The organism is Mesorhizobium sp. M0815, assembly GCF_040319995.1.
Classification (GTDB): domain Bacteria; phylum Pseudomonadota; class Alphaproteobacteria; order Rhizobiales; family Rhizobiaceae; genus Mesorhizobium.
This window is the reverse complement of record NZ_JAMYOU010000007.1, coordinates 144646-169092: the sequence shown is the minus strand read 5'-3', so window position 1 is coordinate 169092 and position 24447 is coordinate 144646. Positions and strand designations below refer to the sequence as shown.

Sequence of the window (24447 nt, the reverse complement as noted above, 5' to 3'; positions counted from 1 at the left end):
GAAAGGGGGCCAATCCGAGGCTGCGAGTGAAGCGATGCCGCACGGTCTAGACGGGGAAGCCTTTCAGGGTCTTGGACGTTTGTGCGTGGATGCAGCCGAGAACTGCATCGTATCGGCACCCGGTACTGCCGGCATGGAACGCATCGAGGCCCGGTTCCACGGCAACGCCTTCGATCTCCATCGCCACGACACCTATGCAATCGGGGTGACGCTTTATGGCATACAGAGCTTCCGCTATCGCGGCGCGACGCATCAGAGCCTGCCTGGCCAGATCATTATCCTTCATCCCGACGAAATGCACGATGGCGGCGCCGGCACAGAAGACGGATTGCGTTACAGAATGCTGTATTTGGAGCCGTCCCTGATGCTCGATTGCCTCGGCGGCGGGTCACTGCCGTTTGTCGGGGATGCCGTGATGACAGACCGCGATTTCCGCGCGACGCTGCTTTCGGCGCTCGGGCCGCTGGATCAGGAACTGGACGAGCTGTTTGTGGTCGATTTCATGACGCAGCTGATGCAAAGCCTGGCCCGGCACGCCGGTCAGCCGGCGAAACCGATAGCGAAAACTGCGTGGCGTGCCGCCAGTCTGGCGCGCGACTATCTGGAGGAAAATGTCGCGCGGATTGTACGTTCGGATGAATTGGAGGCGATCACCGGATTGGACCGTTATGCCCTGTCGCGGCATTTCCGCGCCACCTTCTCCACCAGCCCGCACCGGTTCCTGTTGATGCGCCGGCTTCAACGAGCCCGTCGGATGATCGAATGCGACGAGCCGCTGGCGCAAATCGCCATCGCAGCCGGCTTCAGTGACCAAAGCCATTTCAATCGGCATTTCAAGAAGGCGTTCGGCGTCACACCCGGACGCTGGTCGGCACTGACGCGGCGGCCGTCAGCGGCGAACGCGTGACCTATTCAAGGATCTTGTCCTCGATATCCAGTTCGTCATCGGGGAGCACCATTTCGCCGTTCGAAAGATTCGCTTCGACACGGGCAAGCAGCTTGAACAGCGATTTCTGATCCTTCTTGTCGAGACCCTTCAATGCCTGCTTTTCGGTCTTCTTCACCGATTTCTCGATGGCGTGGATAATTTCGCGGCCGGTGTCGGTGAGGAAAATATGCGCCTGGCGGGCATCGGCGGAGGAGGCCCGCTTTTCCAGAAAACCCTGCGCCTGCAGCCGGTTGATGGTCTTGGTGATGGTCGGCGGACGCACGCCGAGGCGGCCGGCAAGATTGCCGGGCGTCTGCCCGTCCTCGCGGTCGAGCGCCAGCATGATCTGGTCCTGACCGGCATAGAAGCCATGCGCCAGAAGCCGGGCGGCGAGCGCCGTGCGCGCCAGCCGCGCCGCCGAATGCAGCCGGCTCATTGTTGCAGTCTTGTCCGCCTTGGCCATGCTCATCCCTCCTCGGCCGAACCGGTGCGGACAGCATAGAAGCAGGCCGCCGATTGGCAATGACGATCGAAAACATTCCGGCTCGGAAAATAGCTTTGCCGGCAAGCATCGCGGTGTTCGCCGTGGCTAATGCCAGATGTTTATTTCAGTTAGATGACAAACGACTTTCCGCGACGGCTGGATGGCGACGTGACGAGGTGTCCTCAACCGGCCCTCACCGCGACCACCATCAAGGCCTGATAGGCGTCCGCCATTTCCCGCAGCGCTGCCTGCGACGGCGGCCCGGCCTGCCGCGCAATGCCGTCCCGCATGTTCGATGTATCGCGTTTGCCGGGGCGATCGTTATAGGGCGCGACGGTGGCGAATATATGCTCGCTCAAGCTGTCGGGGAAGAACATCTGGCCGGTCATTGCCGAGCGGTCGTCGGGGAAGATCTTGAAATGGATGTGGGTGGTGCGGCCGCGATACCAGCCGGGATAGATGGTGGCGAAAGAAGCGATGCCGCTTCCATCGCTTCTCTGCCAGCCGCGCAGAAAGCTCTGGCCGGACGTGTCGATATCCTGCCCGTCGCCCTGTCCGGGATAGCCGGAATAGGCGCCCTGGGCGTCGCAATGCCAGATATCGACGCGTGCGCCGGGAAGCGGCCGGCAGGCGGCGTCGACGATTTGCAGCCGCACATTGAGGGCGACGCCCTTCTTGCCCTCGGTGATATCGGCGCGTTCGAGCTTCGGGTCGAAATAGAACGGTCCTTCGGTGACCTCGGGCGTCATGGTGCAGACGCCGGCACCGGCTTCGAACAAAGCAAGCCCGGCATAGGGCGAGACCTGCCCGGCCCTTGCGCCGGCGGGCAGGAATATGCCGCCCGTGGTGACCGCTACAAGACCGAGAGCCTGCCGCCGGCTTAATGGCAAGGACTTGTCGGACATCTGGCGCCTCCTCAGTGCGAACAACCCCTCGCCCTATCTAGGCCCCACCGCCAGCCCGCGCCAATGAACGTTCGGCAATGTGAGGAAAGTTCGGCAATACCGGCCTCTTTGGCGCATCGGTTTGCCTCGTGCAAAAGCCGAGCACACATCCTATATGGAGCCGACAATCCCTATTCGAGGCACAATATGAGCGACGCACAGACGCAGATCCCCGTTACCGTCCTTACCGGCTATCTCGGCGCCGGCAAGACGACACTGCTCAACCGCATCCTTTCGGAAAACCATGGCAAGCGCTACGCCGTCATCGTCAATGAGTTCGGCGAGATCGGCATCGACAACGAGTTGATCGTGGAATCCGACGAGGAAATCTACGAGATGAACAATGGCTGCATCTGCTGCACCGTGCGCGGCGACCTGATCCGCGTCGTCGAAGGTCTGATGCGCAGGCCCGGCCGCTTCGACGCCATCGTCGTCGAGACCACAGGCCTCGCCGATCCCGTGCCGGTAGCGCAAACCTTCTTCATGGACGACGATGTGCGTTCCAAGACCAGGCTCGATGCGGTGGTGGCGCTGGTCGACGCCAAGCACCTGCCGCTGCGCCTCAAGGATTCCCGCGAGGCCGAGGACCAGATCGCCTTTGCCGATGTCGTCGTGCTCAACAAGACCGACCTGGTCACCCCCGAAGAGCTGAGCAAGGTGGAGGCGACGATCCGCGCCATCAACCCGGCGGCACGCATCCATCGCACCACACGCGCCGGCGTGGCGCTGTCCGAGGTGCTCGATCGCGGTGCGTTCGACCTGTCCCGGGCGCTGGAGAACGATCCGCACTTCCTCGAGGCGCATGACGATCACGACCATCATGATCATGATCACCATGATCACGAGGGCCATGATCATCACGATCATGACGGGCATGACCATCATCACGCGCACCCTTCCGACATCCATGATGTGACGGTGCAGTCGGTGTCGCTGCGCGGCGGCGAGATGGACCCGAAAAAGTTCTTCCCGTGGATCGAGAAGGTCACCCAAATGGAAGGCCCGAACATCCTGCGGCTGAAAGGTATCATCGCGCTGAAAGGCGATGACGAGCGCTATGTCATCCAGGGCGTGCACATGATCATCGAAGGCGACCACCAACGCGCCTGGAAGGACGGCGAGAAGCACGAGAGCCGGCTGGTGTTCATCGGCCGCGAACTCGACGCCGAGCGGCTGAAGACAAGCTTCCAGGCCTGCCACGCCGCTTGATTTAGCTGCCCTTTCCCCCTTCTCCCCTTGTGGGAGAAGGGGCGCCCGCAACGCTGGCGCTCTCTCCTCACGACGATCCGAAGCACGGGTTGAGACCCGCAGCTCAACCCCTTAAGGGTGGGGCAGCAGAAATCTCGAACGGAATGGTCTCTCATGCCGACAGTCGCCCCGCTCGATCTCGAAGGCCACTGCCTCGCCGCCGTGTTCCTTGGCGACGTGCCGCATTTCGCGCTGGCCGACGGCACAATCCATCGGCTCGACCATGGCCACAAGACGGTGCAGGCCAATGACGGGCTGCTCGCCGCCCTTCACGATGGCGCAAACGACCGGCTGATCACCGGCGGTGAGGACGGCAAGATCTTTGCCGTGACCGCAGGCGGCAATACTGCGGAATTGGCGACCGCAGGCAAAAAATGGATCACCAGCGTCGCCGCCGGGCCGCAAGGCGCTGTTGCGTATGCTTCGGGCAAAATTGCCTGTGTGCGTTTTGCTGACGGCAAGACCAGGGAATTCTCGCATCCGCGCTCGGTCGAGGGGCTGGCCTTCTCGCCCAAGGGCATGCGCTTCGGCGTTGCCCGCTACAATGGCGCGACGCTGCATTTCCCGGCCGCCGACGGCAAGCCGGTCGAGCTCGAATGGGCCGGCGCCCACACCGGCATCACGTTTTCGCCGGACGGCGGCTTCGTCGTCACCACAATGCAGGAAAACGCGCTGCATGGCTGGAAACTCGCCGACGGCAAGCACATGCGGATGTCCGGCTATCCCGGCAAGGTCAAAAGCCTGTCGTGGAGCGCCAAGGGCAAATGGCTGGCGAGTTCGGGCGCTCCGGCGGCGATCGTCTGGCCGTTTTCGGGCAAGGATGGGCCGATGGGCAAGGCGCCGCTGGAACTCGGCACGCGCGGCAATGCGATGGTCACCTCCGTCGCCTGCCATCCGAGCCAAGATGTAGTGGCGATAGGGTATGATGACGGCATGGTGATGGCGGTGCGCTTCGCCGACGCCAGGGAAGTGCTGCTGCGCCGGCCAGGCAAGGGCGCCATCACATCGATGATGTGGGACAAGGAAGAGCGCCGCGTCGCGTTCGGCAGCGCCGCCGGCGATTGCGGCGTCATCGACATTTCCGCCTAGCCCGTTAGTCGGCTCCGCAAGATACTTTGCCGGTCAATTCAGCCGGCTTGCCATCCTTTTCGGCATCGTCCGTTACATCATAGATTGAGAGCAAATAGCGGCCGTCATAGACGCCTTCGTCGCTGGCCTTGGTCAGGATCGCCAGTTCGACATAGTCGTAGGCGTTTTCGACCTGCCGTTCGCGATAGACGAGCAGCCGCAATTCCTTGTTGTCGAGCCAATATTGCGTGAGGTTCTGATCCTCGAACACAGTCTTGCGCAGACTGTCGCCGACTGGCCTGCCCAGAATTTCGAGCTCGCCGCGAAAATTGAAGGTCGGCCCGCCCATGCCTCTGGTGACCCCGGCATCGACCTCAAATTTGACGGCTGCATCCTCGGCGGAACACCAGATGCCGCCGGATGCCAAAGCCGCACCAACCGACGACAGCAGCGTTGCCGCGCAGATGATCGCCCGCACCATCGTGTCCCCTCCAGCCGAAGTGCCATTGGCGCCCGAAGGCGGCTCGCGGTCAAGCGCCTGTTCCATTCAAATGACCGCTGACCCAACACAGGGCAGCCGCCCGCCAATTGCGGTGGCGGATGCCGATTGTCTAAAGTGCGGCGGAGAGGGCCGCCATGAACGTCATCGACCATTCAAAGACCTCCATCGGCGGCATCGGCCCGGCCCGGATTGCCGAGTTGCGCGAGACCGAGGCAGAAGCCTTCCGCCAGGCGCGGCCGAAATCGATGGCGAAAATCGGCAATGGCCTGCCCGGCTTCTTCGGCGGCGTGCCGATGCACTGGATGAACGACTGGCCGACGCCGTTCCCGATCCTCGTTGATAAGGCCAAAGGCACCGCCATCAGAGATATCGACGGCAACCGGCTCGACGATTTCTGCCTCGGCGACACCGGCTCGATGTTCGGTCATTCGCCGCCGCCGGTCGCCCGCGCCATCCGCCGGCAGGCCGGACGCGGTCTGACCTACATGCTGCCTGCCGAGGACGCGCTCGCCATCGGCCCGCTGCTGCAACAGCGCTTCGGTCTGCCGTTGTGGCAGATCGCGACGACGGCAACCGACGCCAACCGCTTCGCGCTGCGGGTTGCCCGTGCCGTTACCGGCCGGGAGAAGATCCTGGTCTTCAACGGCTGCTATCATGGCTCGGTCGACGAGACGATGGTCCGGCTGGTCGACGGCAAAGCGGTGAACCGACCGGGACTGGCCGGCGAATTCCGCGACCTGACGCGGGCAACTGATATCGTCGAGTTCAACGATCTGCCGGCGCTTGAGGCCGCACTTCAGGGCAACGATGTCGCCTGCGTCATCGCCGAGCCGGTGCTGACCAATTCCTGCATGGTGCTGCCCGAAGCCGGCTTTCATGACGGCTTGCGGCGTCTCACCCGTGCGACCGGCACGCTGCTTCTAATCGACGAGACGCATACGATCTCGACCGGTCCCGGCGGCTATACAAGCAAATACGGGCTGGAGCCGGACCTGTTCGTGCTCGGCAAGCCGATTGCCGGCGGCATACCGGCGAGTGTGTGGGGCATGAGCGAAGGCGTTGCGGCGCGCTATGCCGCTTATATCAGCCGGAAAGAGCCCGGCTATTCCGGCATGGGGACAACGCTGTCGGCCAATCCGCTGCAATTCGCGGCGATGCGTGCCACGCTCGAAGACGTCATGACCGACGAGAACTACAGCCATATGGACCATCTGGCGCGGCGGCTCGACGCCGGGCTGACTGCCGTTATCGATCGCTATCGCCTGCCCTGGCATGTTGCTCGGGTCGGCGCCCGCGTCGAGTTCATCTGCGCGCCAGGCCCGCTGAGGAATGGCGGCGAAGCCGAGAGGGCGCATGCGCCGGAGCTCGAAGCGGCGATGCATGTCGCGCTGGTCAATCGCGGCGTGCTGATCGCACCGTTCCACAATATGATGCTGATCTCGCCGGCAACTCGCGCCGCCCAGGTGAACCGGCTGATCACCGCCTTCGGCGCGGTTGCGGCAAAGCTTACGGCATGAGACAAGCTGGCAGCATGAAACAAGCGCCCAAGCAAAGTTTGAACCTGGTCACGGCATCCCCTTCGGGCTCGACGCCCGCCGAGGCGCAGGCCTTTCTCGACGCCCATCCGGAGATCGAAGCGTTCGACATCGTGCTGACCGACGCCAATGGCGTGGGGCGCGGCAAGATCGTGCGCCGACATGAGTTGATGAGCATCTTCGAGGGCGGCCGGCACATGCCGATCTCGATCCTCGGCCTCGACATCACCGGCGAGGATGTTCACGAGACCGGGCTGATCTGGACGACCGGCGACGGCGACCTGCGGGCGTGGCCGATCCCCGGCACGCTGGTGCCGCTGTTCGGCACCCAGCCGCCGCGCGGCCAGGTGTTGATGGCGATGTACCATCTCGATGGCCAGCCGATGTCGTCCGACCCGCGGCTGGCGCTCGCCCGCCAGGTAGATATCCTCGCGGCCAAGGGCCTGCATCCGGCCGGCGCCTTCGAGCTCGAGTTCTTCCTGCTCGCCAATGAGCGCGATGCCGAAGGCAAGGTGCAGCCGGCGCATGCGGTGCTCGACGGCCGCCGCTCGGCCAAGACAGAGGTCTATTCCGTCGACCATCTGCACGGCATGGAGCCGCTGTTTTCCGACATCTATGCCGCGGCCAAGGTGCAAGGCATCCCGGCCGAGACGGTCATCTCGGAATATGCGCCCGGCCAGTACGAACTGACGCTCAATTACCGCAAGGACGTGATGCGGGCGGCCGACGATCTCGTCATGCTCAAGCGGCTGGTGCGGGCGCAGGCACGCCGTCATGGTGTCACCGCTTGCTTCATGGCCAAGCCGATCGAGAAGTATGCCGGCTCTGGCATGCATTTTCATGTCTCGCTGCTGGATGATGCCGGCAAGAACGTCTTTGCCGAAGCCGGCGGCGAAAGCTGGTCGCTTCCGCTGCTGCGCGGTCTCGGCGGACTGATCCAGACGATGGCGGAATCGATGCTGGTGTTCGCGCCGCACGCCAATTCATGGCGGCGCTTCGTATCGCAATCCTATGCGCCGGTGGCGCCGACCTGGGGCGTCAACAACCGTTCGGTGGCGCTGCGTGTGCCAGCCGGCGATGCCAAGAACCGCCGCATCGAGCACCGGCCATCGGGCGTCGACGCCAACCCTTATCTAGTCGCGGCAACGGTGCTGGCCGGCATCACTAGGGGTCTCGACGAAGGTCTTGACCCCGGCCCTGAAACCACCGGCAATGGCTACGAATCCGCCGTCACGCGCACGACGATGCCGGTCGACTGGCGTGCCGCGATCGAGGCGGCAAGGGCGTCGACCTTCCTCAAGGGCGCATTGGGCGAAGACCTGCACCGGACATTCGTGGCGATCAAGCAGTCGGAATATCTGCGCGTGGCGCGCACGGTCAGCGAACTGGATTATCACCTCTATCTGCACGAGGTTTAGGGCTTCACATCGTCGGCCATCTGCCGGTGAAGGCCCATGCGGAATAATTTCAGCGGAACCTTCGGCGGGCTTTGCTCATTGCGTGTCTGATTGCAGGAGCGAACAAGGCCGCCTTAGTCATGATCGCCAGGATGCAGACAACCCCGACGCCGCACCATGCCAAGGTGCAGTCGAGAGGCTTGCCTGCAAGCAAGTCCCCGGACACGACAGAAATCGACGCCAGGACGATTCCTGAACTGCGCGAAACGGCCAAGATCTGCCGCCGCTGTCCGCTATGGCGCGATGCCACGCAGACCGTGTTCGGTGAGGGTCCTGATAAAGCCAAGGTGATCTTCGTCGGCGAACAGCCGGGCGACCAGGAGGACCTGGCGGGCAAGCCTTTCGTCGGTCCGGCCGGGAAGGTGTTCGACGCGATCCTGGATGATGCCGGCGTCGATCGGCTGAAAGTCTACGTCACCAACGCGGTTAAGCATTTCAAGTTCGAGCCGCGCGGCAAGCGGCGCATCCACTCCAAGCCGAATGCCGGCGAGGTGCAGGCTTGCCGCTGGTGGCTGGACAAAGAGATCGATCTGATCAAGCCCAACCTGGCGGTGGCACTCGGCGCCACTGCAGCGCAGGCGCTGCTCGGCAAGGTGGTGCCGATCATGAAGATGCGCGGGGCGGTAGTGGAGCGCGACGATGGCTTGCGTGTCTTCGTCACCATCCACCCGTCCTTCATTCTGCGCATTCGCGAGCCGGCGGACAAGCGGGCCGAACGCGAGCGGTTCCTGCAGGATATGAGAGCGGTGAAAAGGCTGATGGCGGCCTGAGCTATTTGATCAGTATCGCCCGGAGATCGTTGATGTTTGTGCCGGTCGGACCGGGTACGAAAAGGTCATCTACGGCATTGAATGCCGTCCAGGCGTTGTTGCCGGCAAGCATGGCCTTGGCATCGACGCCCGCCGCGCGCATCCGCGAAACTGTCGAGCCGTCGGCGAAGGCGCCGGCATTGTCTTCCGAACCGTCAATGCCGTCGGTGTCGGCGGCCAGTGCGTGCACGCCCGCCATGCCGGTGATGCCGATGGCGAAGGCGAGCAGGAATTCCGAGTTACGGCCGCCTTTGCCTTTCGCGCGCAGGGTCACCGTCGTCTCGCCGCCCGACAGGATCAGCACCGGCTTTGCAAATGGCCGGCTGCGCGTCGCCACCTCGCGCGCGATTGCGGCGTGGATGCCACCGACCTCGCGTGCCTCGCCCTCGATGGAATCGGAGAGAATGACGGCCTGAATACCTCGGCGCTTCGCTTCGGCCGCTGCTGCTTCCAGCGAGACGCCGGCCGAAGCGATCAGATGCACCTCGTTGCGGATAAAACGCGGATCGTCCGGACGTGGCGCATCGGCCGCCGGCGACTTGATATGCGCCATGACCGAAGCCGGCAGCTTCATGCCATAGGCAGCGATCGACGCCAGTGCGTCCTCACGGCTGCCTATGTCCGGCACGGTCGGACCAGAAGCGACCAGAGCCGGATTGTCGCCCGGAATGTCTGATACCACCAGCGAGACCACCTTGGCCGGATATGCGGCGGCCGCCAGCCTGCCGCCCTTGATGGTGGAAAGGTGCTTACGGATCGTGTTCATCGCGGTGATCGGCGCACCGGAGGCGAGCAGCGCCTCGTTGACGGCGATCTCATCGGCCAGCGTCAGACCTTCGGCGGGTGACGGCAGCAGCGCCGAGCCGCCGCCGGAAATGAGCGCCACGACAAGGTCGTCCGCAGTCAGTCCCTGGACTTTTTCGAGCAGCCGCCGCGAAGCTTCCAGCCCGGCGGCATCCGGCACCGGATGCGCCGCCTCGATGATCTCGATGCGCCGGCAGACCGCGCCATAGCCGTAGCGGGTGACGACCAGCCCTTCGATCGGCCCGTCCCACGCTTCCTCGAAAGCAGCCGCCATCTGCGCCGAGCCTTTTCCTGCACCGATGACGATCGTGCGGCCCTTCGGCCTTGCCGGCAAATGATTCTTGATCGTCCTCTGGGGATCGGCGGCGGCAACGGCGGCGTTGAAGATGGATATAAGGAAGGATTTCGGGTCGAGAATGGTCATACTGAGCTGCCACCGACGTTCTGCGAACTTCTGCGGCGTCTGCGCTGCCCCTCACCCTTACCCTCTCCCCGTCCAGAGACGGGGAGAGGGGGTCGCAACCCATCTATCAACTGGACACGCCAGCGTTGGAGCGCTTCCCTTCTCCCCGTCGCTACACGGGGAGAAGGTGCCGGCAGGCGGATGAGGGGCGGCGCCAACGTCACGATGTTGCTTCCGGCGGCAGGACCAACTCCTGGCTATCGACGCCCAAGTAGCTACACAGCGCATCGACGACCACGCCATGGTCCTCACGCTCCGGCAGGCCCGAGACGGCGATCACGCCGATGACACCGGCGCCCTTGACAGTGATGGGAAAGCCGCCGCCGGCCAGCACGTAGTCGACAATGTCCAGCCCCTCGCCAGGCTTGAAGCTGCGGTCGGGGCGCTGCTGCTCCAGCACCATGCGGTAGGTGCTTTTCAGGAACCGCCGCACGACGTTGATCTTGCGCCGCGCCCAGTCCGGATTGGAAGCGTTCGAGCCGGGCATTGCCGCATAGAACAGCGGCCGATCGAAGGTTCTGATATCGACGATGATCGGCAGGTTCTCGGTCAAAGCCCGGTCGCGGATCGCCGAGCCGATCTCGAAAGCGACAGCCTCGTCAAAGGCGGAGAAAACAAGCGCGGCTTCCTGTTTCTTGATCAGAGCGATGTCGTCCGCAACGGCCATGTCGTTCCCCTGTTAATCTCGTCGCACGCTTTGGCCGATGGCTGCCGTTCGGTCAAGCCGGGACGCCGGGACCAGCTAGGTCGCCATGTCCGCCTTAACTGCCCGACCGGCGACATAGACCTCGTGCACGGCGCGGTCGTCGCCTAGCGTCTGCAGCAGAAACAATTCCTCGGCGAGCGTGTCCGCCGTCTCCACCCGCAGCCGCATCGCCGGCGTGGCGCGGGCGTCGAGCACGACGATATCGGCGTCGCTGCCTTCCTCCAGAGTGCCGATCTTTTCCGCAAGCGACAAGGCCTCGGCATTGCCGCGGGTCAGTTGCCAGAATGACTGAAACGGATTGAGCTTCTCGCCATTCAGCGCGATCACCTTGTAGCCCTCGTCCATGGTGCGCAGCATCGAATAGTTGGTGCCACCGCCGACATCGGTGGCGGCGGCGATGCGGAGCGGCTTCTCGCGGCGGCGATAGCGCTGATAATCGAACAGGCCCGAGCCGAGAAACAGGTTGGAGGTCGGGCAGAACACCGCCACCGAGCCGCTATCCGAAAGCACATCCGCCTCGCGTTCCGACAGATGAATGCAGTGGCCGAACAGGCTTTTGCGGCCGAGCAGTCCATACTGCTCGTAGATGTCGGTATAGTCCCGCGTCTGCGGATACAATTGCTGCGTAAAGGCGATCTCGGCGTGGTTTTCCGACAGATGCGTCTGCATATGCAAGTGCGGATATTCGCGGCAGAGCGCGCCCGCCGTTTCCAATTGCTCGGGTGACGAGGTGATGGCGAAGCGTGGGGTGATGGCATAGTGCTGGCGCCCCTTGCCGTGCCACTCCTCGATCAGCGCCTTGCTGTCGTCATAACCCGATTGCGGCGTGTCGAGCACGCCGTCCGGCGCGTTGCGGTCCATCATCACCTTGCCGGCGATGTTGAGCATGTTGCGGTCATGCGACTCGGCAAAGAACGCCTCGGCCGATTCCTTGTGTACCGAGCAATAGGCGGCGACAGTCGTCGTGCCATGACGCAATACTTCATCCAGGAACAGCCTGGCGATACGGCGGCCATGCTGAGCGTTCCCGAATTTTGTCTCTTCCGGAAAAGTGTAGGTGTTCAGCCAGTCGAGCAGCTCGGCGCCGAAGGAAGCGATGACCTGCATCTGCGGAAAATGCGCGTGCGCATCGATGAACCCGGGCAGCAGCAGATGCGGCCGATGGTCGACCTTTCTTGTTCCCTCGCCCGCCTTTTTCTCGACCTCGGCATAGGCGCCGGCGGCAATGATCCTACCATCGCGGAGCAGCAGGCCGCCATCTTGCTCGTAGCGCCAGGCGGAATGGTCGTCGACGGTTTCGGGCCAGCGCAAAAACGACAGCGTGCGGCCGCGCAGGAGCGTGCTGGTCATTTCCTTGCGCCTTCGAACCATGCCACCAGCAGCGCCCGTTCCTTGTCGGTGATCTGGGTGACGTTGGCGGGCGGCATGGCGTGGCTGCGGCCGGCCTGCAGGTAGATCTCGCCGGCGTGCTCGGCGATGCCGGCATCGGTGTCGAGCATCACGCCCTTCGGCGCGTGGTAGATGCCCTCGTAGGACGGCTCCGCGGCGTGGCACATCGAACAGCGGCCAAGCACCGTATCGCGCACGGCAGGGAAATGCGCCGAGGCAACGTAGACCTGGGCCGCCGCCGACGCCTTCGCCTCGCCGGTCAGCAACTTCGGCACCGTCGACAGCCAGATGATGACCAAGAACAGCACGGCCGCCGCCAGCCAGGTCCAGGTCGGATTGCCTTTGCGCGCATGCCTGGTGTTGAAATAGTGCCGGATCAGCACGCCGATGATGAACACCAGCGAGGCGATGACCCAGTTGAACTCTGTCCCGAACGCCAGCGGATAATGGTTCGACAGCATCAGGAACAAAACGGGCAGCGTCAGGTAGTTGTTGTGCAGCGAGCGCTGCTTGGCGATCTTGCCGTATTTCGGATCGGGCTTACGGCCGGCGATCAGGTCGGCGACGACGATCTTCTGGTTGGGGATGATGACCATGAAGACGTTGGCCGACATGATCGTCGCGGTGATGGCGCCAAGATGCAGGAACGCGGCGCGGCCGGTGAACAGGTGGGTCAGTCCCCAGGCCATGAATACCAGCACCCCATACAGCACCAGCATCAGGCCGGTGTCGCTGTTGCCGAGCGGCGAACGGCACAGGAGATCGTAGACCACCCAGCCGACGCCGATCGTCGCCAGCGACAGCAAGATGCCTGTAGGCACCGACATGGCAAGCACATTCGGATCGATCAGGAACAGGTCCGCCCCGGCATAATAGACCACGCACAGCATCGCGAAGCCTGACAGCCAGGTGGCGTAGGATTCCCACTTGAACCAGGTCAGGTGCTCGGGCATTTCGGCCGGTGCCACCAGATATTTCTGCACGTGGTAGAAGCCGCCGCCATGCACCTGCCATTCCTCGCCGAAAGCGCCTGCAGGCATGCCCGGGCGTTGGCGCAGGCCGAGGTCGAGCGCGACGAAATAAAAGGACGAGCCGATCCAGGCGATGCCGGTGACGACGTGCAGCCAGCGCACGGCGAAACTCAGCCAATCCCAGAATATCGCGAAATCCATCATGAAAAATCGTCCCTGCCGATCGACTGACTTTACGGACTGGAGCGCAAACGGAAAGGGCTGAGGTGCACGATGACTTTCAAAAAAAATTGGAAAATACTAGGCTGATCATACGCAGCCACATGAGAGCCCCGAAAGCCGCATGGCCTATCTCGATAACATCGCCGTTTTTGTTCGCGTCGTCGAACTCGGCAATTTGTCGGCGGCTGGGCGCGACATGCGCATTTCGCCGGCGGTCGCTTCCAACCGGATCAAGGAGCTCGAGAAGCATCTCGGTGTCAGGCTGTTCAACCGCACGACGCGGCAGTTGATGCCGACCGAGCACGGCACGGTGTTCTATTCCGGCGCCAAGCAGGTGCTCGAGGCGGTCACCGAGGCCGAAGCTGCGGTCAGCGCGTTATCCGGCCAGCCGCGCGGCACCATAAAGGTGACAGCGCCGCTCGGCCTCGGGCGGAGACTGGTGGCATCCGGCATCCCGGATTTCCACGACAGATACCCAGATATCGAGGTGCGGCTCCGGCTTTCCGACCACAATGTCGATATCATGAAGGAAGGCATCGACGTTGCGTTCCGGCTGGGCATCATCGAGGATTCCAGCCTCAGGATGCGCGGCATCATGGACTGCGAGCGAGTGCTGGTGGCGGCTCCGCAATATCTGGAGGCGCGCGGCGAGCCGAGCGAGCCGAGCGAGTTGATCGGCAAGAAGCACGATTGCCTGATGCTGCGCTATTCCGGCGCGCGCGAATATGTCTGGACCCTGCAGACGCGGAACGGGCCGCAAAAGTTCGAAGTGCACGGCCCCTACGATACCGATGACGGCGACGTGCTGACCGGCTGGGCGCTGTCCGGCCGCGGCATCATCAACAAGCCGCGCTTCGAGGTCGAGCCGTTTATCCGCGACCAGCGGCTGAAGGTGATCCTGAGCAAAACGCCGCCGACGCCGGTGCAATTCGCCGCCGTCTACCCGCATAAGAAGCTGCAGGATCCGAAGGTGCGGCTGCTGCTCGACTTCATGGCCGAGCGCTGCCAGCGGCTGATCAGGGATATTCTGGCCGGCAAATGATCGCCGGCTGGCCGGTTGCTTTCCGTCCAGCCGGCGAAGATATTTCTTATGGAATCTCACTCACCAGGGAAGACCGATGGCCAGCGGCGCCACAATGCATCTAGCCGTTTCACTAGCTCCGGAAACTGCTCCCTCCTCTCCGTCCGACGTCGTTCCGGATTTCAGTCTGCTGACGCGGTCCGTGCAAAAAGCCGAAGCGGCCGGCCTGGATATGGTGTTGCTCGCCGATTCCGCGCCGGTTGCAGGCGGACCGAACCGGCAAATGCGCTTCGAAGCAACGACCTTGCTGGCAGCGCTGGCGACGGTGACAAGCAGGATCGGTCTCATCGCCGCGGCGTCAATGGTCGCCCACCAGCCCTATAATCTCGCGCGCCGTTTCGCTTCGCTCGACATTATCAGCCATGGCCGCGCCGGCTGGAACGCCAGCATGATGCCCGACCCGCGCGAGGCGGCCAATTTCAGCCGACCGGAAGGGTTTTCCGGCGACGCATTCCGCCTGCGCGCCGAGGAATTCGTCGGCATCGTGCAAGGCTTGTGGAAAGGCTGGGACGCAGACGCGCTTCTGTTCGACAAAAGTGGCGGCCGCTTCTTCGATCCCGAGAAGATGCACCTTCTCGACCACAGGGGCGAATATTTTTCTGTGCGCGGGCCGCTCAACGTGGCGCGGTCGCCGCAGGACACGCCGGTGCTGGTCATGTCCGGCCTGTCCGAGCCCGACATGGATATCGCCGCCCGCACCGCCGATGTTGTCCTGCTAGACCAGCGATCGATCGACTGGGCTGACGATCTGAAGCGCCGTGCGCTTGCCTTCGGGCGCAGGCCGGAGGGGCTGAAGGTGCTGATGAATGTTGTCACGGATGGCGAGATGGCCGCCATGCCGGATATGTTTGCGGATAGGCTCGAAGAGTGCTTTCGCTCGAAAGCCTGCGACGGTTTCAACATCGCCGTGCCGCTCACGTCGGCGCTCGACGATTTCATCGGTCTCGTGCTGCCGGAGCTTCGCCGCCGCGGCCTTGTCCGGTCCGGCTACAGCGCAGCGACACTGCGGGCCCATCTCGGGCTTGCAGGGGAGGATCGGCAATGAGCGCCGGTCGAGGCCAGATGAAGCTCGGCGCCTTCCTATGGGCGACAGGCCACCACATCGCCGCCTGGCGCCATCCGCAGGCGCATGTCACGGCTGGCATCGACATCGATCATTACATCCAGCTGGCGCGGACGGCGGAAGCGGCGAAGTTCGACATGATCTTCTGCGAGGACGCCGCCGGTGTGCGCGAGGCCAATGTCGACATCGCCAGCCAAACGTCGCGCTCGATTGGCTTCGAGCCGATCAGCCTGCTTGCGGCGCTCGCGGTGCAGACGGAGCGCATCGGCCTCGTCTCCACGGCATCGACGAGTTACAACGAGCCTTACGGGCTGGCGCGGACCTTCCTGTCGCTCGACCATCTGAGCGGCGGGCGTGCCGGCTGGAACCTTGTCACTTCGGCCAGCCAGATCGAGGCCGCCAATTTCGGCTCGACCGGTCTGCGCCCGCATGCGGACCGTTACGGGCGGGCGCGCGAATTCGCTGCCGTGGTTGCCGGCCTTTGGCGAGGCCAGGGTGGACACGAAGGCAGAAGTTTTTCGGTGCGTGACCCGCTCGATCTGCCGCGCTCGCCACAAGGTGCACCGGTCATGGTGCAAGCGGGAGCGTCGGACGAGGGTCGTGACCTCGCCGCCCGGACCGCCGACGTGGTCTTTACGGCGGCGCAGACATTCGAGGAAGCGAAGGCCTTCTACGACGACCTCAAGGGACGGCTGGCTGCCTATGGGCGCAAGCCGGACGACCTCAAGATCATGCCTGGGGTGGCGCCGGTCGTCGCGGCAAGCGAAGCGGAAGCCCGGGCAAAACATGATGAACTGCAGGAGCTGATACCGGACGATGTCGGCGTTGCGCTGCTTTCCAGCTATCTCAGCATATCCGATCTCTCGCGCTATCCCATCGACGGACCGCTGCCGCAGCTGCCGGCCAGCGAAGGCATGCAGAGCCGGCAGGCGCTCGTCATCGAGCAATCGCGCCGCGACAACCTGTCCATTCGCCAGCTTGCCCGTCATTTCGCCGGCGCGCGCGGCCATTGGCGCGTCGTCGGAACTCCGGCCCAGATCGCCGACCAGCTCGCAGCACGCTTCGAGGGCGGCGCGGCAGACGGTTTCAACGTGATGCCATCCTATTTTCCCGGCGAACTCGATGCCTTTGCCACGCTTGTCGTGCCGGAGCTGCAGCGGCGCGGTCTGTTCCGTACGGATTATGACGGCAGCACGCTGCGCGACCATCTGGGCTTGAAAAGGCCGGCGTAAACGAAGAGCGGAACGAAAGTCGGAGATCGCCGTTTTGGGATGCTGTGCCGCGGCGATGAGGGCGTCTGCGCGCATGCTCGATTGACCTTCCACAAACTTCGCCCTCTTCAAACCACGCGGACGCAACCGCCACAGGAGCCGATCATGGATGCCATCGCCACCCGCAACGACCTGCAATCCAATGCCAAGAAAGAGTGTATCGATCTTCTCAACGCCCGCCTCGCCGACGCCATAGATCTGGCCTTGATCACCAAGCAGGCGCACTGGAACGTCAAGGGGCCGCAATTCATCGCCATCCATGAGATGCTCGACACGTTTCGCGAGGAGATCGACGGACATGTCGACACCATTGCCGAGCGCGCCGTACAGCTCGGCGGCACGGCGCTCGGCACATCGCAGGAGGTGTCGAAGGCGACTATGCTCGAGGCCTATCCGACCGACATCCACAAGACCCGAGATCATCTGGCGGCGCTGATCGACCGCTATGCCGCGACCGCCAAGCGGGCACGCGCGGCGATCGACGAAGCGGCGGGAGCGGGCGACGCCGACACCGCCGACATCTTCACCGCCTATTCACGCTCGCTCGACAAATTGCTGTGGTTCCTCGAGGCACACACGCAGGAACAGGAATAGAAGGAAACGTCAGCCCGCCATCGCCTTGCCACGACGTGCTTTGGACGGAGCTGCCGGTTCTATCGCGTGGGCGGCCAACGCCGTCATGATCTCGGCTGCGGCGAGTGCGGCGATCACTTGCGGGCGCTTGTCCTTGACGGCATCGCCGCCGATCGGCGAGACGAGGCGGTCAAATTCCGCCTCGCTTCCGTCCGCCGACTTAAGGAACCAGTTCCGAAACGTCGCCTTCTTGGTTCTGGAGCCTATCATGCCGACATAGGCGGCATCCCGGCGTTTCAGCGCCTCGGCGACGATCAGGAAATCCAGCGCGTGGTCATGGGTAAGGACGACGAAGGCGGATCCAGCCGGGGCTTCGCGCACCATCGCCTCAGGCATCGGCGTCAAACAGGTTTCGACCGTGTCTGGCATGCCCTCCAGCGCTTCGGCTCGCGTCTCGGCAATGACGACATGCACCGGCAGCAAAGCCACCGCCGAGGCCAGCGCATGGCCGACATGGCCGCCGCCGAAGATGTAGACATGCGGCAGCTGCGCCTCCTCGGCTTCCGCCGCCGCGACCAACTTGGCCTCAAGCGCGGCGTCAACCAGCCGGATCAGCACCTCGACCCTGCCGCCGCAGCACTGCCCGATCTCCGGGCCGAGCGCGACGTCGAGCGTCGCGACAGCGTTGCGGCCAGCCCCCTTCTCCCCGTAACTATACGGGGAGAAGGGGCAGGCAGGCGGATGAGGGGCGGCGCCAGCCTCGACAGATTCGCCAGAACCTGAGGCCGATCGACCAAGCATCTGCCGCGCTTTGTCGATCGCCATATATTCGAGCTGGCCGCCGCCGATCGTGCCGAAAGTGGCCGATCCTGAGACGAGCATGAAGGCACCCCTCTCGCGCGGCGTCGAGCCTTTTGTCCCGGCCACCTCAACCAAGGCGACCCGGCAGGCACCGGCAAGAAAGGCTTTCAGGCTCTGCATTTTCGCGTTCATCATTCGCGTTCCCTGTTGGGAAATATAGAGTTTTTCGGCCTGAATTGCACGTTTTCCGGGATTCAAGTGCCGGTCCTGGCTTCTCGCTTCAGCCGTTCGATCGCCATCAGCACCCGTTCCGGCGTGGCAGGCGGGTCAAGGCGCGGGCAGATCTTGTGGCCAGCAACGCTCGCCACCGCATCCGACAGCGCATGCAGCACCGACATTGCGAGCGGAAAGGGCGGCTCGCCAACCGCCTTGGAGCGGTGCACCGTCGGCTCGCCTGCTTCCGCCCAGTCGGCCAACGTGATGTTGAAAATCTTCGGCCGGTCCGAAGCGAGCGGGATCTTGTAGGTCGACGGCGCATGGGTGCGCAGCCGCCCCTTGTCGTCCCACCACAGTTCCTCCGTGGTCAGCCAGCCCATGCCCTGGATGAAGCCGCCCTCGATCTGGCCGAGGTCGATGGCGCGGTTCAGCGAACGCCCGGTTTCGTGCAGAATATCGGTGCGCTCGACGACATATTCGCCGGTCAGCGTGTCGACCGAAACTTCCGAGCAAGCCGCGCCATAGGCGAAATAATAGAAGGGGCGACCCTCGCCCTTGTCGCGGTCCCAATGGATTTTCGGCGTCTTGTAAAAGCCAGCCGCCGAAAGCTGGATGCGCGCCATATAGGCCTGCCTGACGAGATCGGCGAAGGCGATCTCCTGATTACCGATGCGCACCCGGTTTGGCAGGAATAGCACCTGGTCGCGGGGCACCTGGAATTTCTCGGCGGCGAAATTGGTCAGCCGGTCCTTGATCTGGCGGGCGGCGTTCTGCGCCGCCATGCCGTTGAGGTCGGAGCCGGAAGACGCGGCAGTGGCCGAGGTGTTCGGCACCTTGCCGGTCGTCGTCGCGGTGATCTTGACCTGATCGAGGTCGATCTGGAACTCTTCCGCCACAACCTGCGCCACCTTGACATAGAGGCCCTGCCCCATCTCGGTGCCGCCGTGGTTCAGGTGCACTGAACCATCGGTATAGACATGCACCAGCGCGCCGGCCTGGTTGTAATGGGTGGCGGTGAACGAGATGCCAAACTTGACCGGCGTCAGCGCCAGTCCCCGCTTGATGAAGCGGCTGTTGGCATTGAAAGCATCGATGGTGCGGCGGCGCCTTGCATAGTCGGAACTCGCCTCCAGCTCGGCGACGATGCGGTGGATGATGTTGTCCTCGACCGTCTGGTGGTAGGGCGTGATGTTGCGGTCGCTGGTGCCGTAGAAATTCTTCTTGCGGATTTGGAGCGGGTCCTTGCCGACGGCAAACGCGACTTCGTCGATGACGCGCTCGGCGCCGACCATGCCTTGCGGGCCGCCGAAGCCGCGAAAGGCGGTGTTCGATACCGTATTGGTGTAGAGCGGCGCCGATTGCGCGTGCACCGCCGGCCAGAAATAGGTGTTGTCGCAATGGAACAGCGCGCGGTCGGTGACCGGGCCGGAGAGGTCGGCCGAGAAGCCGCAGCGCGCGGCGAACATGAAATCTACGCCGAGAATATTGCCCTCATCGTCGAAGCCGACCTCGTAGTCGACGAGGAAATCGTGGCGTTTGCCGGTGGCGATCATGTCGTCGTCGCGGTCGGGCCGGATTTTCACGGCCCGATGATGTTTCTTCGCGGCGATAGCGGCCAATGCCGCAAACTGATTGCCTTGCGTTTCCTTGCCGCCGAAAGCGCCCCCCATCCGGCGGATTTCCACCGTCACCGCGTGGCTCGGAACACCGAGCGCATGGCTGACCATGTGCTGGATTTCGCTCGGGTGCTGGGTCGAGGAATAGATGGTGACGTCGTGGTCCTCGCCAGGGATGGCCAAGGCGATATGACCCTCGAGATAGAAATGCTCCTGGCCGCCGATGCGCATCTGCCCTTTCAGCCGGCGTGGCGCTGCCTTGATCGCAGCCGCTGCATCACCGCGCTTCAGGGTCAGCGGCGGCGTGACCAGCTTGTCTTTCCGGGGATCGAGCTCGCCAATATCGGCGACGAACGGCAATTCCTTGTATTCGACCTTGGCCAGCCTCGTCGCCCGGCGCGCCTGCTCGCGGGTTTCGGCGATGACGCAGAAGATCGGCTGGCCGAAGAATTGCACCTTGCCGTCGGCAAGCACCGGCTCGTCGTGGCGGCCGGTCGGCGAAATATCGTTTTCGCCGGGCACGTCGCTCGCCGTCAGCACGTCGATGACGCCGGGTGCGGCGCGGACCCCCGACAGGTCCATGCTGGTGACGGTGGCATGCGTCGCCGCCGAAAGCCCAAGACAGCCGTGCAGCGTGCCGGCCGGTTCCGGCATGTCGTCGATATAGACGGCCGTGCCACTGACATGCTTGTGCGCGGAATCATGGCGCTGATCGGTGGCGACGCCGCCGGCGATTTTTTGCGCCTTCAAGTTCGGAGTGGCGTGCTTGTTCATCATGCCGCCTCGTGCCGTGATACCTGGATCGGCGCCCGGGTGCCCATGGTTTCGGCAAAGAAGCGCAGCAGCAGGTTGCGCGCCGCCAGCGCCCGGTATTCGGCGCTTGCCCGCATGTCGGTCAGCGGGGTGAAATCGCCGGCGTACGCGGCCATCGCCGCCTCGACCGTCGCTTCCGTCCAGGGCTTGCCAAGCAATGCCTTTTCTACGCCAAAGGCGCGCTTCGGCGTTGCCGCCATGCCGCCATAGGCGATGCGTATCTCCGCCACCGTGCCGTCCGCGGCCAGCGTCAGGAAAAACGCGCCTAGCGCTGCGGTGATGTCTTCGTCGCGGCGCTTGGTGATCTTGTAGACGGCAAATTTCGTCTCGCTGCCCGGCAGCGGAACATGCACGGCCTCGACGAATTCGCCGGGCTGCCGGTCCTGTCGGCCATAAGCAATGAAAAAATCCTCGAGCGGGATCGTCCGCCGCTTGTCGCCGCGGCGCAGCGTCAGGCGGGCACCGAGTGCGATCAGCGGCGGCGGCGTGTCGCCGATCGGCGAACCGTTGGCGATATTGCCGCCGATGGTGCCCATGTTGCGCACCTGGTCGCCGCCGATGCGGTCGAACAGCGGGCCTAGCGCCGGGATGCGTTTCGCCAGCATCGAGAAGGCTTCGCTATAGGTGACACCGGCGCCGATCGAGATGACGCCCTTGTCCTCGGACATCTCGCACAATCCATCGAGATTGCCGATGAAAACCGCCGGCGCAATATCGCGCATGTGCTTGGTCACCCAAAGGCCGACATCGGTCGAACCGGCGACGATAGTGGCGCCCGGCTCCTCGACCAGCACGCTGGCGAGATCGTCGGCATTGGCCGGCACGATCAGCCGCTTGTTGCCGGAGCCGATCTCAATGCGCGAACCGTCCTTCATCGCGTCGAGCTTGGCCGTGACTGCCTTGCGCTCGGCCGCCAACGGATCCTTTGCCGCCTTGCCGTAGCTGGAGATGGCACGTGCGGCGCGCATGATCGCCTCGTAGCCGGTGCAGCGGCAGAGATTGCCTTGCAGTGCCTTTTCGATGGCGGCGTCCGACGGCTCCGGCGACCGCATCCACAGCGCATAAAGCGACATGACGAAACCCGGCGTGCAGAAGCCGCATTGCGAGCCGTGGAAATCGATCATCGCCTGCTGCACGGGGTGCAGTTTTCCTGCGTCGCCGCGCAGATGCTCGATGGTCACGACATGCGTGCCGTCTAGCGAGCCAAGGAAGCGGATACAGGCATTGACGCTTTCATAGACCAGTGTTCCACCGGAGAGCCTGCCGACCAGCACCGTGCAGGCGCCGCAGTCGCCCTCGGCGCAACCTTCCTTGGTGCCGCGCAGCGAGCGGTCGAGCCGCAGCCAGTCGAGCAGTGTCTGGTCGGGTGCAACCGTGCCGAGCGCGACGTCCTCGCCATTGAGGATGAACCGGATTTCGTTGCGTGTCTTGATCCCGGCCATCTCAGCTTCCCCGGTAGGTCGAATAGCCGTACGGCGACAGAAGCAGCGGCACATGATAGTGCATCGGCTCGGCCATACCGAAGCGGATGGGCACATGGTCGAGGAAGGCCGGTTCCGGCAGTTTTGTCCCCTGCCGGCGCAGATAATCGCCGGCCGCAAAGACCAATTCGTATTCGCCGGTACGGAACTCCGCGCCGGCAAGCAACGGAGCATCGCAACGGCCGTCATCATTGGTGACGACCGTTTTCAGATGCGTCCGGGCCTGGCCGTCAAGATGATAGAGCTCAATCGACAGACCGGCCGCCGGTTTGCCGGCCGCGGTGTCGAGGACATGGGTCGTCAGGCGCCCGCCTTCGGCTTTCGACGTTTCCGCCACTGGCTGCTCCATTCCCTGCACAGTCGAACACTATTCATGAATTGTGCGCCAATTAAAGGCGATGCATAAGTCCCGGTCGAGCGGAGCGCGACAAAAACACTTTCAAAAATTTCGGGGGAATGCGCAGGCACTCCTTTCGACTATCCTGATCACAATTTCCGGCAGGAGCGAGAATGCGTTACGAACGAGACATGCGCGGCTACGGAGCCAATCCGCCGGATCCGAAATGGCCCGGCGGGGCGCATGTCGCGGTCCAGTTCGTCGTCAATTACGAAGAGGGCGGCGAGAATTGCGTCCTGCACGGCGACAAGGCCTCGGAGGCTTTCCTGTCGGAGATCGTCGGCGCCGCGCCCTGGCCCGGCCAGCGCCACTGGAACATGGAATCGATCTACGAATACGGCGCCCGCGCCGGCTTCTGGCGATTGCTGCGCCTGTTCAGCGCGGCACAGGTGCCGGTCACCTGCTACGGCGTCGCCACGGCCCTGGCGCGCTCGCCCGACCAGGTCGCAGCGATGCAGGAGGCCGGCTGGGAGATCGCCTCGCACGGGCTGAAATGGATCGACTACCGCGACCACGCGCCAGAAGACGAGCGCCGCGACATGGAAGCGGCGATACGGCTGCATTATGAGGTGACAGGCGCGCGGCCGACCGGCTGGTACACCGGCCGCACGTCGATCAACACGGTGCGTCTGGCGGCGGAAGAAGGCGGCTTCGACTATGTGTCGGACACCTATGACGACGAACTGCCCTACTGGTTCGAGCATGTGACACCGAACGGGTCGGCGAAGCCGCAGCTGGTCATCCCCTATACGCTCGACGCCAACGACATGCGCTTTGCCACGCCGCAGGGCTTCAACTCCGGCGACCAGTTCTTTGCCTATCTCAGGGATAGTTTCGACACGCTCTATGCCGAGGGCAAGGCAGGGCGGCCGCGCATGATGAATATCGGCCTGCACTGCCGCCTGGTTGGGCGGCCGGGCCGGGTCGCGGCACTGAAGCGCTTCATCGACTACGTCAAATCACACGACAAGGTCTGGCTGGCACGGCGCATCGACATTGCAAAACATTGGCAGGAGACGCATCCGTTCCGGTTGCCGGCATTGCGCCCGTCGAAAATGGAATTCGAGGCCTTCGTCCACGCATTCGGCGGCGTCTTCGAACATTCGCCGTGGATTGCCGAGCGCGCCTACGAGTTGGAACTCGGCCCGGCGCATGACAGTGCCGGCGGCCTGCACAACGCGCTCTGCCGCGTCTTTCGCGCGGCCAGCGAGGCCGAGCGGCTTTCCGTGCTCAATGCCCACCCCGACCTTGCCGGAAAACTGGCGCAGGCCAAGCGGCTAACCGCGGAATCCTCCAGGGAACAGGCTTCGGCCGGGCTAGACGCGCTGACCGACAACGAGCGCGAGCTGTTCGCAAAGCTCAATGCCGCCTACGTCACCGGTTTCGGTTTCCCGTTCATCATTGCGGTGAAGGGCAAGACCAAGGAGGACATCCTGGCCGAGTTCGAAACGCGTATCGGCAACAGCCGCGATGTCGAATTCGAAACCGCCTGCAGACAGGTCGAGCGCATCGCGCTGCTTCGTCTCAAGGACATGCTTCCACAATAGGCTTTGGCTGCCGCGATGGGCCCTGGCTTCCGCAACAGGCTTGAATTTATGGATATGA

Annotated in this window: 22 protein-coding genes; 11 read left to right on the top strand and 11 right to left on the bottom strand. The window is 63.5% G+C overall.

Going from position 1 to position 24447, the window contains the following annotated elements:
- The first annotated feature begins 34 nt into the window (after window positions 1–34).
- Window positions 35–907 (top strand): AraC family transcriptional regulator, encoded by an 873-nt coding sequence (locus NKI01_RS11220; protein WP_023718060.1) that lies wholly within the window; start codon window positions 35–37, stop codon window positions 905–907.
- Window position 908: 1 nt separating this feature from the next.
- Here the strand turns inward: NKI01_RS11220 and NKI01_RS11215 are convergent, their stop codons facing one another.
- Window positions 909–1391: a MarR family winged helix-turn-helix transcriptional regulator gene (locus NKI01_RS11215; RefSeq protein WP_023718061.1), complete on the bottom strand. Its 483-nt coding sequence runs from the start codon at window positions 1389–1391 to the stop codon at window positions 909–911.
- Window positions 1392–1594: 203 nt separating this feature from the next.
- Window positions 1595–2317: an intradiol ring-cleavage dioxygenase gene (locus tag NKI01_RS11210; protein ID WP_352484376.1), complete on the bottom strand. Its 723-nt coding sequence runs from the start codon at window positions 2315–2317 to the stop codon at window positions 1595–1597.
- A 186-nt stretch (window positions 2318–2503) separates the two neighbouring features.
- On the opposite strand from NKI01_RS11210, the gene NKI01_RS11205 reads away from it, so the two are divergent.
- Both NKI01_RS11205 and NKI01_RS11200 read left to right on the top strand, forming a co-directional pair.
- Entirely contained in the window at window positions 2504–3565 is a 1062-nt protein-coding gene (locus NKI01_RS11205; RefSeq protein WP_023718063.1) for a CobW family GTP-binding protein, read from the top strand.
- 153 nt (window positions 3566–3718) lie between these two features.
- Window positions 3719–4693, top strand: a complete 975-nt coding sequence (locus tag NKI01_RS11200) for a WD40 repeat domain-containing protein (protein WP_352963169.1) — start codon at window positions 3719–3721, stop codon at window positions 4691–4693.
- Window positions 4694–4697: 4 nt separating this feature from the next.
- Here NKI01_RS11200 and NKI01_RS11195 read toward each other — a convergent pair whose 3' ends face one another.
- Window positions 4698–5219 carry a hypothetical protein gene (locus tag NKI01_RS11195; RefSeq protein WP_348633211.1) on the bottom strand — a complete coding sequence of 174 codons (522 nt, stop codon included), beginning with the start codon at window positions 5217–5219 and terminating at the stop codon, window positions 4698–4700.
- Window positions 5220–5308: 89 nt separating this feature from the next.
- Between NKI01_RS11195 and NKI01_RS11190 the strand changes: the two genes are divergently transcribed.
- The 3 genes from NKI01_RS11190 to NKI01_RS11180 all read left to right on the top strand — a co-directional run bounded on the left by NKI01_RS11190 (window position 5309) and on the right by NKI01_RS11180 (window position 8936).
- Entirely contained in the window at window positions 5309–6691 is a 1383-nt protein-coding gene (locus tag NKI01_RS11190) for an aspartate aminotransferase family protein (RefSeq protein ID WP_023718066.1), read from the top strand.
- A 14-nt stretch (window positions 6692–6705) separates the two neighbouring features.
- Window positions 6706–8127, top strand: coding sequence for a glutamine synthetase family protein (locus NKI01_RS11185; RefSeq protein ID WP_352547943.1), 1422 nt, complete (start codon window positions 6706–6708; stop codon window positions 8125–8127).
- 86 nt (window positions 8128–8213) lie between these two features.
- Window positions 8214–8936 carry a UdgX family uracil-DNA binding protein gene (locus NKI01_RS11180; RefSeq protein ID WP_280940411.1) on the top strand — a complete coding sequence of 241 codons (723 nt, stop codon included), beginning with the start codon at window positions 8214–8216 and terminating at the stop codon, window positions 8934–8936.
- A 1-nt stretch (window position 8937) separates the two neighbouring features.
- Here the strand turns inward: NKI01_RS11180 and NKI01_RS11175 are convergent, their stop codons facing one another.
- The 4 genes from NKI01_RS11175 to NKI01_RS11160 form a co-directional block, all read right to left on the bottom strand.
- Window positions 8938–10203, bottom strand: coding sequence for a glycerate kinase type-2 family protein (locus tag NKI01_RS11175; RefSeq protein WP_352789371.1), 1266 nt, complete (start codon window positions 10201–10203; stop codon window positions 8938–8940).
- Between the two features lie 199 nt (window positions 10204–10402).
- A complete protein-coding gene (locus NKI01_RS11170) occupies window positions 10403–10909 on the bottom strand; it encodes a heme-degrading domain-containing protein (RefSeq protein WP_352963166.1) in 507 nt (168 codons plus the stop codon).
- Between the two features lie 75 nt (window positions 10910–10984).
- Window positions 10985–12298, bottom strand: a complete 1314-nt coding sequence (guaD, locus tag NKI01_RS11165; RefSeq protein WP_352963163.1) for a guanine deaminase — start codon at window positions 12296–12298, stop codon at window positions 10985–10987.
- The gene (locus NKI01_RS11160) at window positions 12295–13512 is read right to left on the bottom strand and encodes a urate hydroxylase PuuD (protein WP_023718072.1); all 1218 of its coding nucleotides are present in this window, start codon (window positions 13510–13512) and stop codon (window positions 12295–12297) included. Before NKI01_RS11160 ends, guaD begins: the two co-directional genes overlap by 4 nt.
- Window positions 13513–13651: 139 nt before the next feature.
- Between NKI01_RS11160 and NKI01_RS11155 the strand changes: the two genes are divergently transcribed.
- The 4 genes from NKI01_RS11155 (at window position 13652) to dps (ending at window position 17539) form a co-directional block, all read left to right on the top strand.
- Complete coding sequence (locus tag NKI01_RS11155; RefSeq protein ID WP_023718073.1) at window positions 13652–14572, top strand: LysR family transcriptional regulator; 921 nt, start codon at window positions 13652–13654, stop codon at window positions 14570–14572.
- A gap of 76 nt (window positions 14573–14648) precedes the next feature.
- Window positions 14649–15656 carry an LLM class flavin-dependent oxidoreductase gene (locus NKI01_RS11150; protein WP_031193704.1) on the top strand — a complete coding sequence of 336 codons (1008 nt, stop codon included), beginning with the start codon at window positions 14649–14651 and terminating at the stop codon, window positions 15654–15656.
- A complete protein-coding gene (locus NKI01_RS11145) occupies window positions 15653–16906 on the top strand; it encodes an LLM class flavin-dependent oxidoreductase (protein WP_352547948.1) in 1254 nt (417 codons plus the stop codon). Before NKI01_RS11150 ends, NKI01_RS11145 begins: the two co-directional genes overlap by 4 nt.
- A gap of 144 nt (window positions 16907–17050) precedes the next feature.
- Complete coding sequence (gene dps / locus NKI01_RS11140; RefSeq protein WP_023718076.1) at window positions 17051–17539, top strand: DNA starvation/stationary phase protection protein Dps; 489 nt, start codon at window positions 17051–17053, stop codon at window positions 17537–17539.
- Between the two features lie 9 nt (window positions 17540–17548).
- On the opposite strand, the gene xdhC is transcribed toward dps, so the two are convergent.
- From xdhC to uraH, 4 genes are all read right to left on the bottom strand, one after another.
- Window positions 17549–18511 (bottom strand): xanthine dehydrogenase accessory protein XdhC, encoded by a 963-nt coding sequence (xdhC, locus tag NKI01_RS11135; RefSeq protein WP_352789439.1) that lies wholly within the window; start codon window positions 18509–18511, stop codon window positions 17549–17551.
- 62 nt (window positions 18512–18573) lie between these two features.
- Window positions 18574–20925, bottom strand: coding sequence for a xanthine dehydrogenase molybdopterin binding subunit (gene xdhB, locus NKI01_RS11130; RefSeq protein WP_023718078.1), 2352 nt, complete (start codon window positions 20923–20925; stop codon window positions 18574–18576).
- The gene (xdhA, locus tag NKI01_RS11125) at window positions 20925–22406 is read right to left on the bottom strand and encodes a xanthine dehydrogenase small subunit (protein ID WP_352963160.1); all 1482 of its coding nucleotides are present in this window, start codon (window positions 22404–22406) and stop codon (window positions 20925–20927) included. Before xdhA ends, xdhB begins: the two co-directional genes overlap by 1 nt.
- A 1-nt stretch (window position 22407) precedes the next feature.
- A complete protein-coding gene (uraH, locus tag NKI01_RS11120) occupies window positions 22408–22782 on the bottom strand; it encodes a hydroxyisourate hydrolase (RefSeq protein ID WP_023676223.1) in 375 nt (124 codons plus the stop codon).
- A 173-nt stretch (window positions 22783–22955) separates the two neighbouring features.
- On the opposite strand from uraH, the gene puuE reads away from it, so the two are divergent.
- Window positions 22956–24389: an allantoinase PuuE gene (puuE, locus tag NKI01_RS11115; protein ID WP_023718080.1), complete on the top strand. Its 1434-nt coding sequence runs from the start codon at window positions 22956–22958 to the stop codon at window positions 24387–24389.
- Window positions 24390–24447 lie beyond the last annotated feature (58 nt).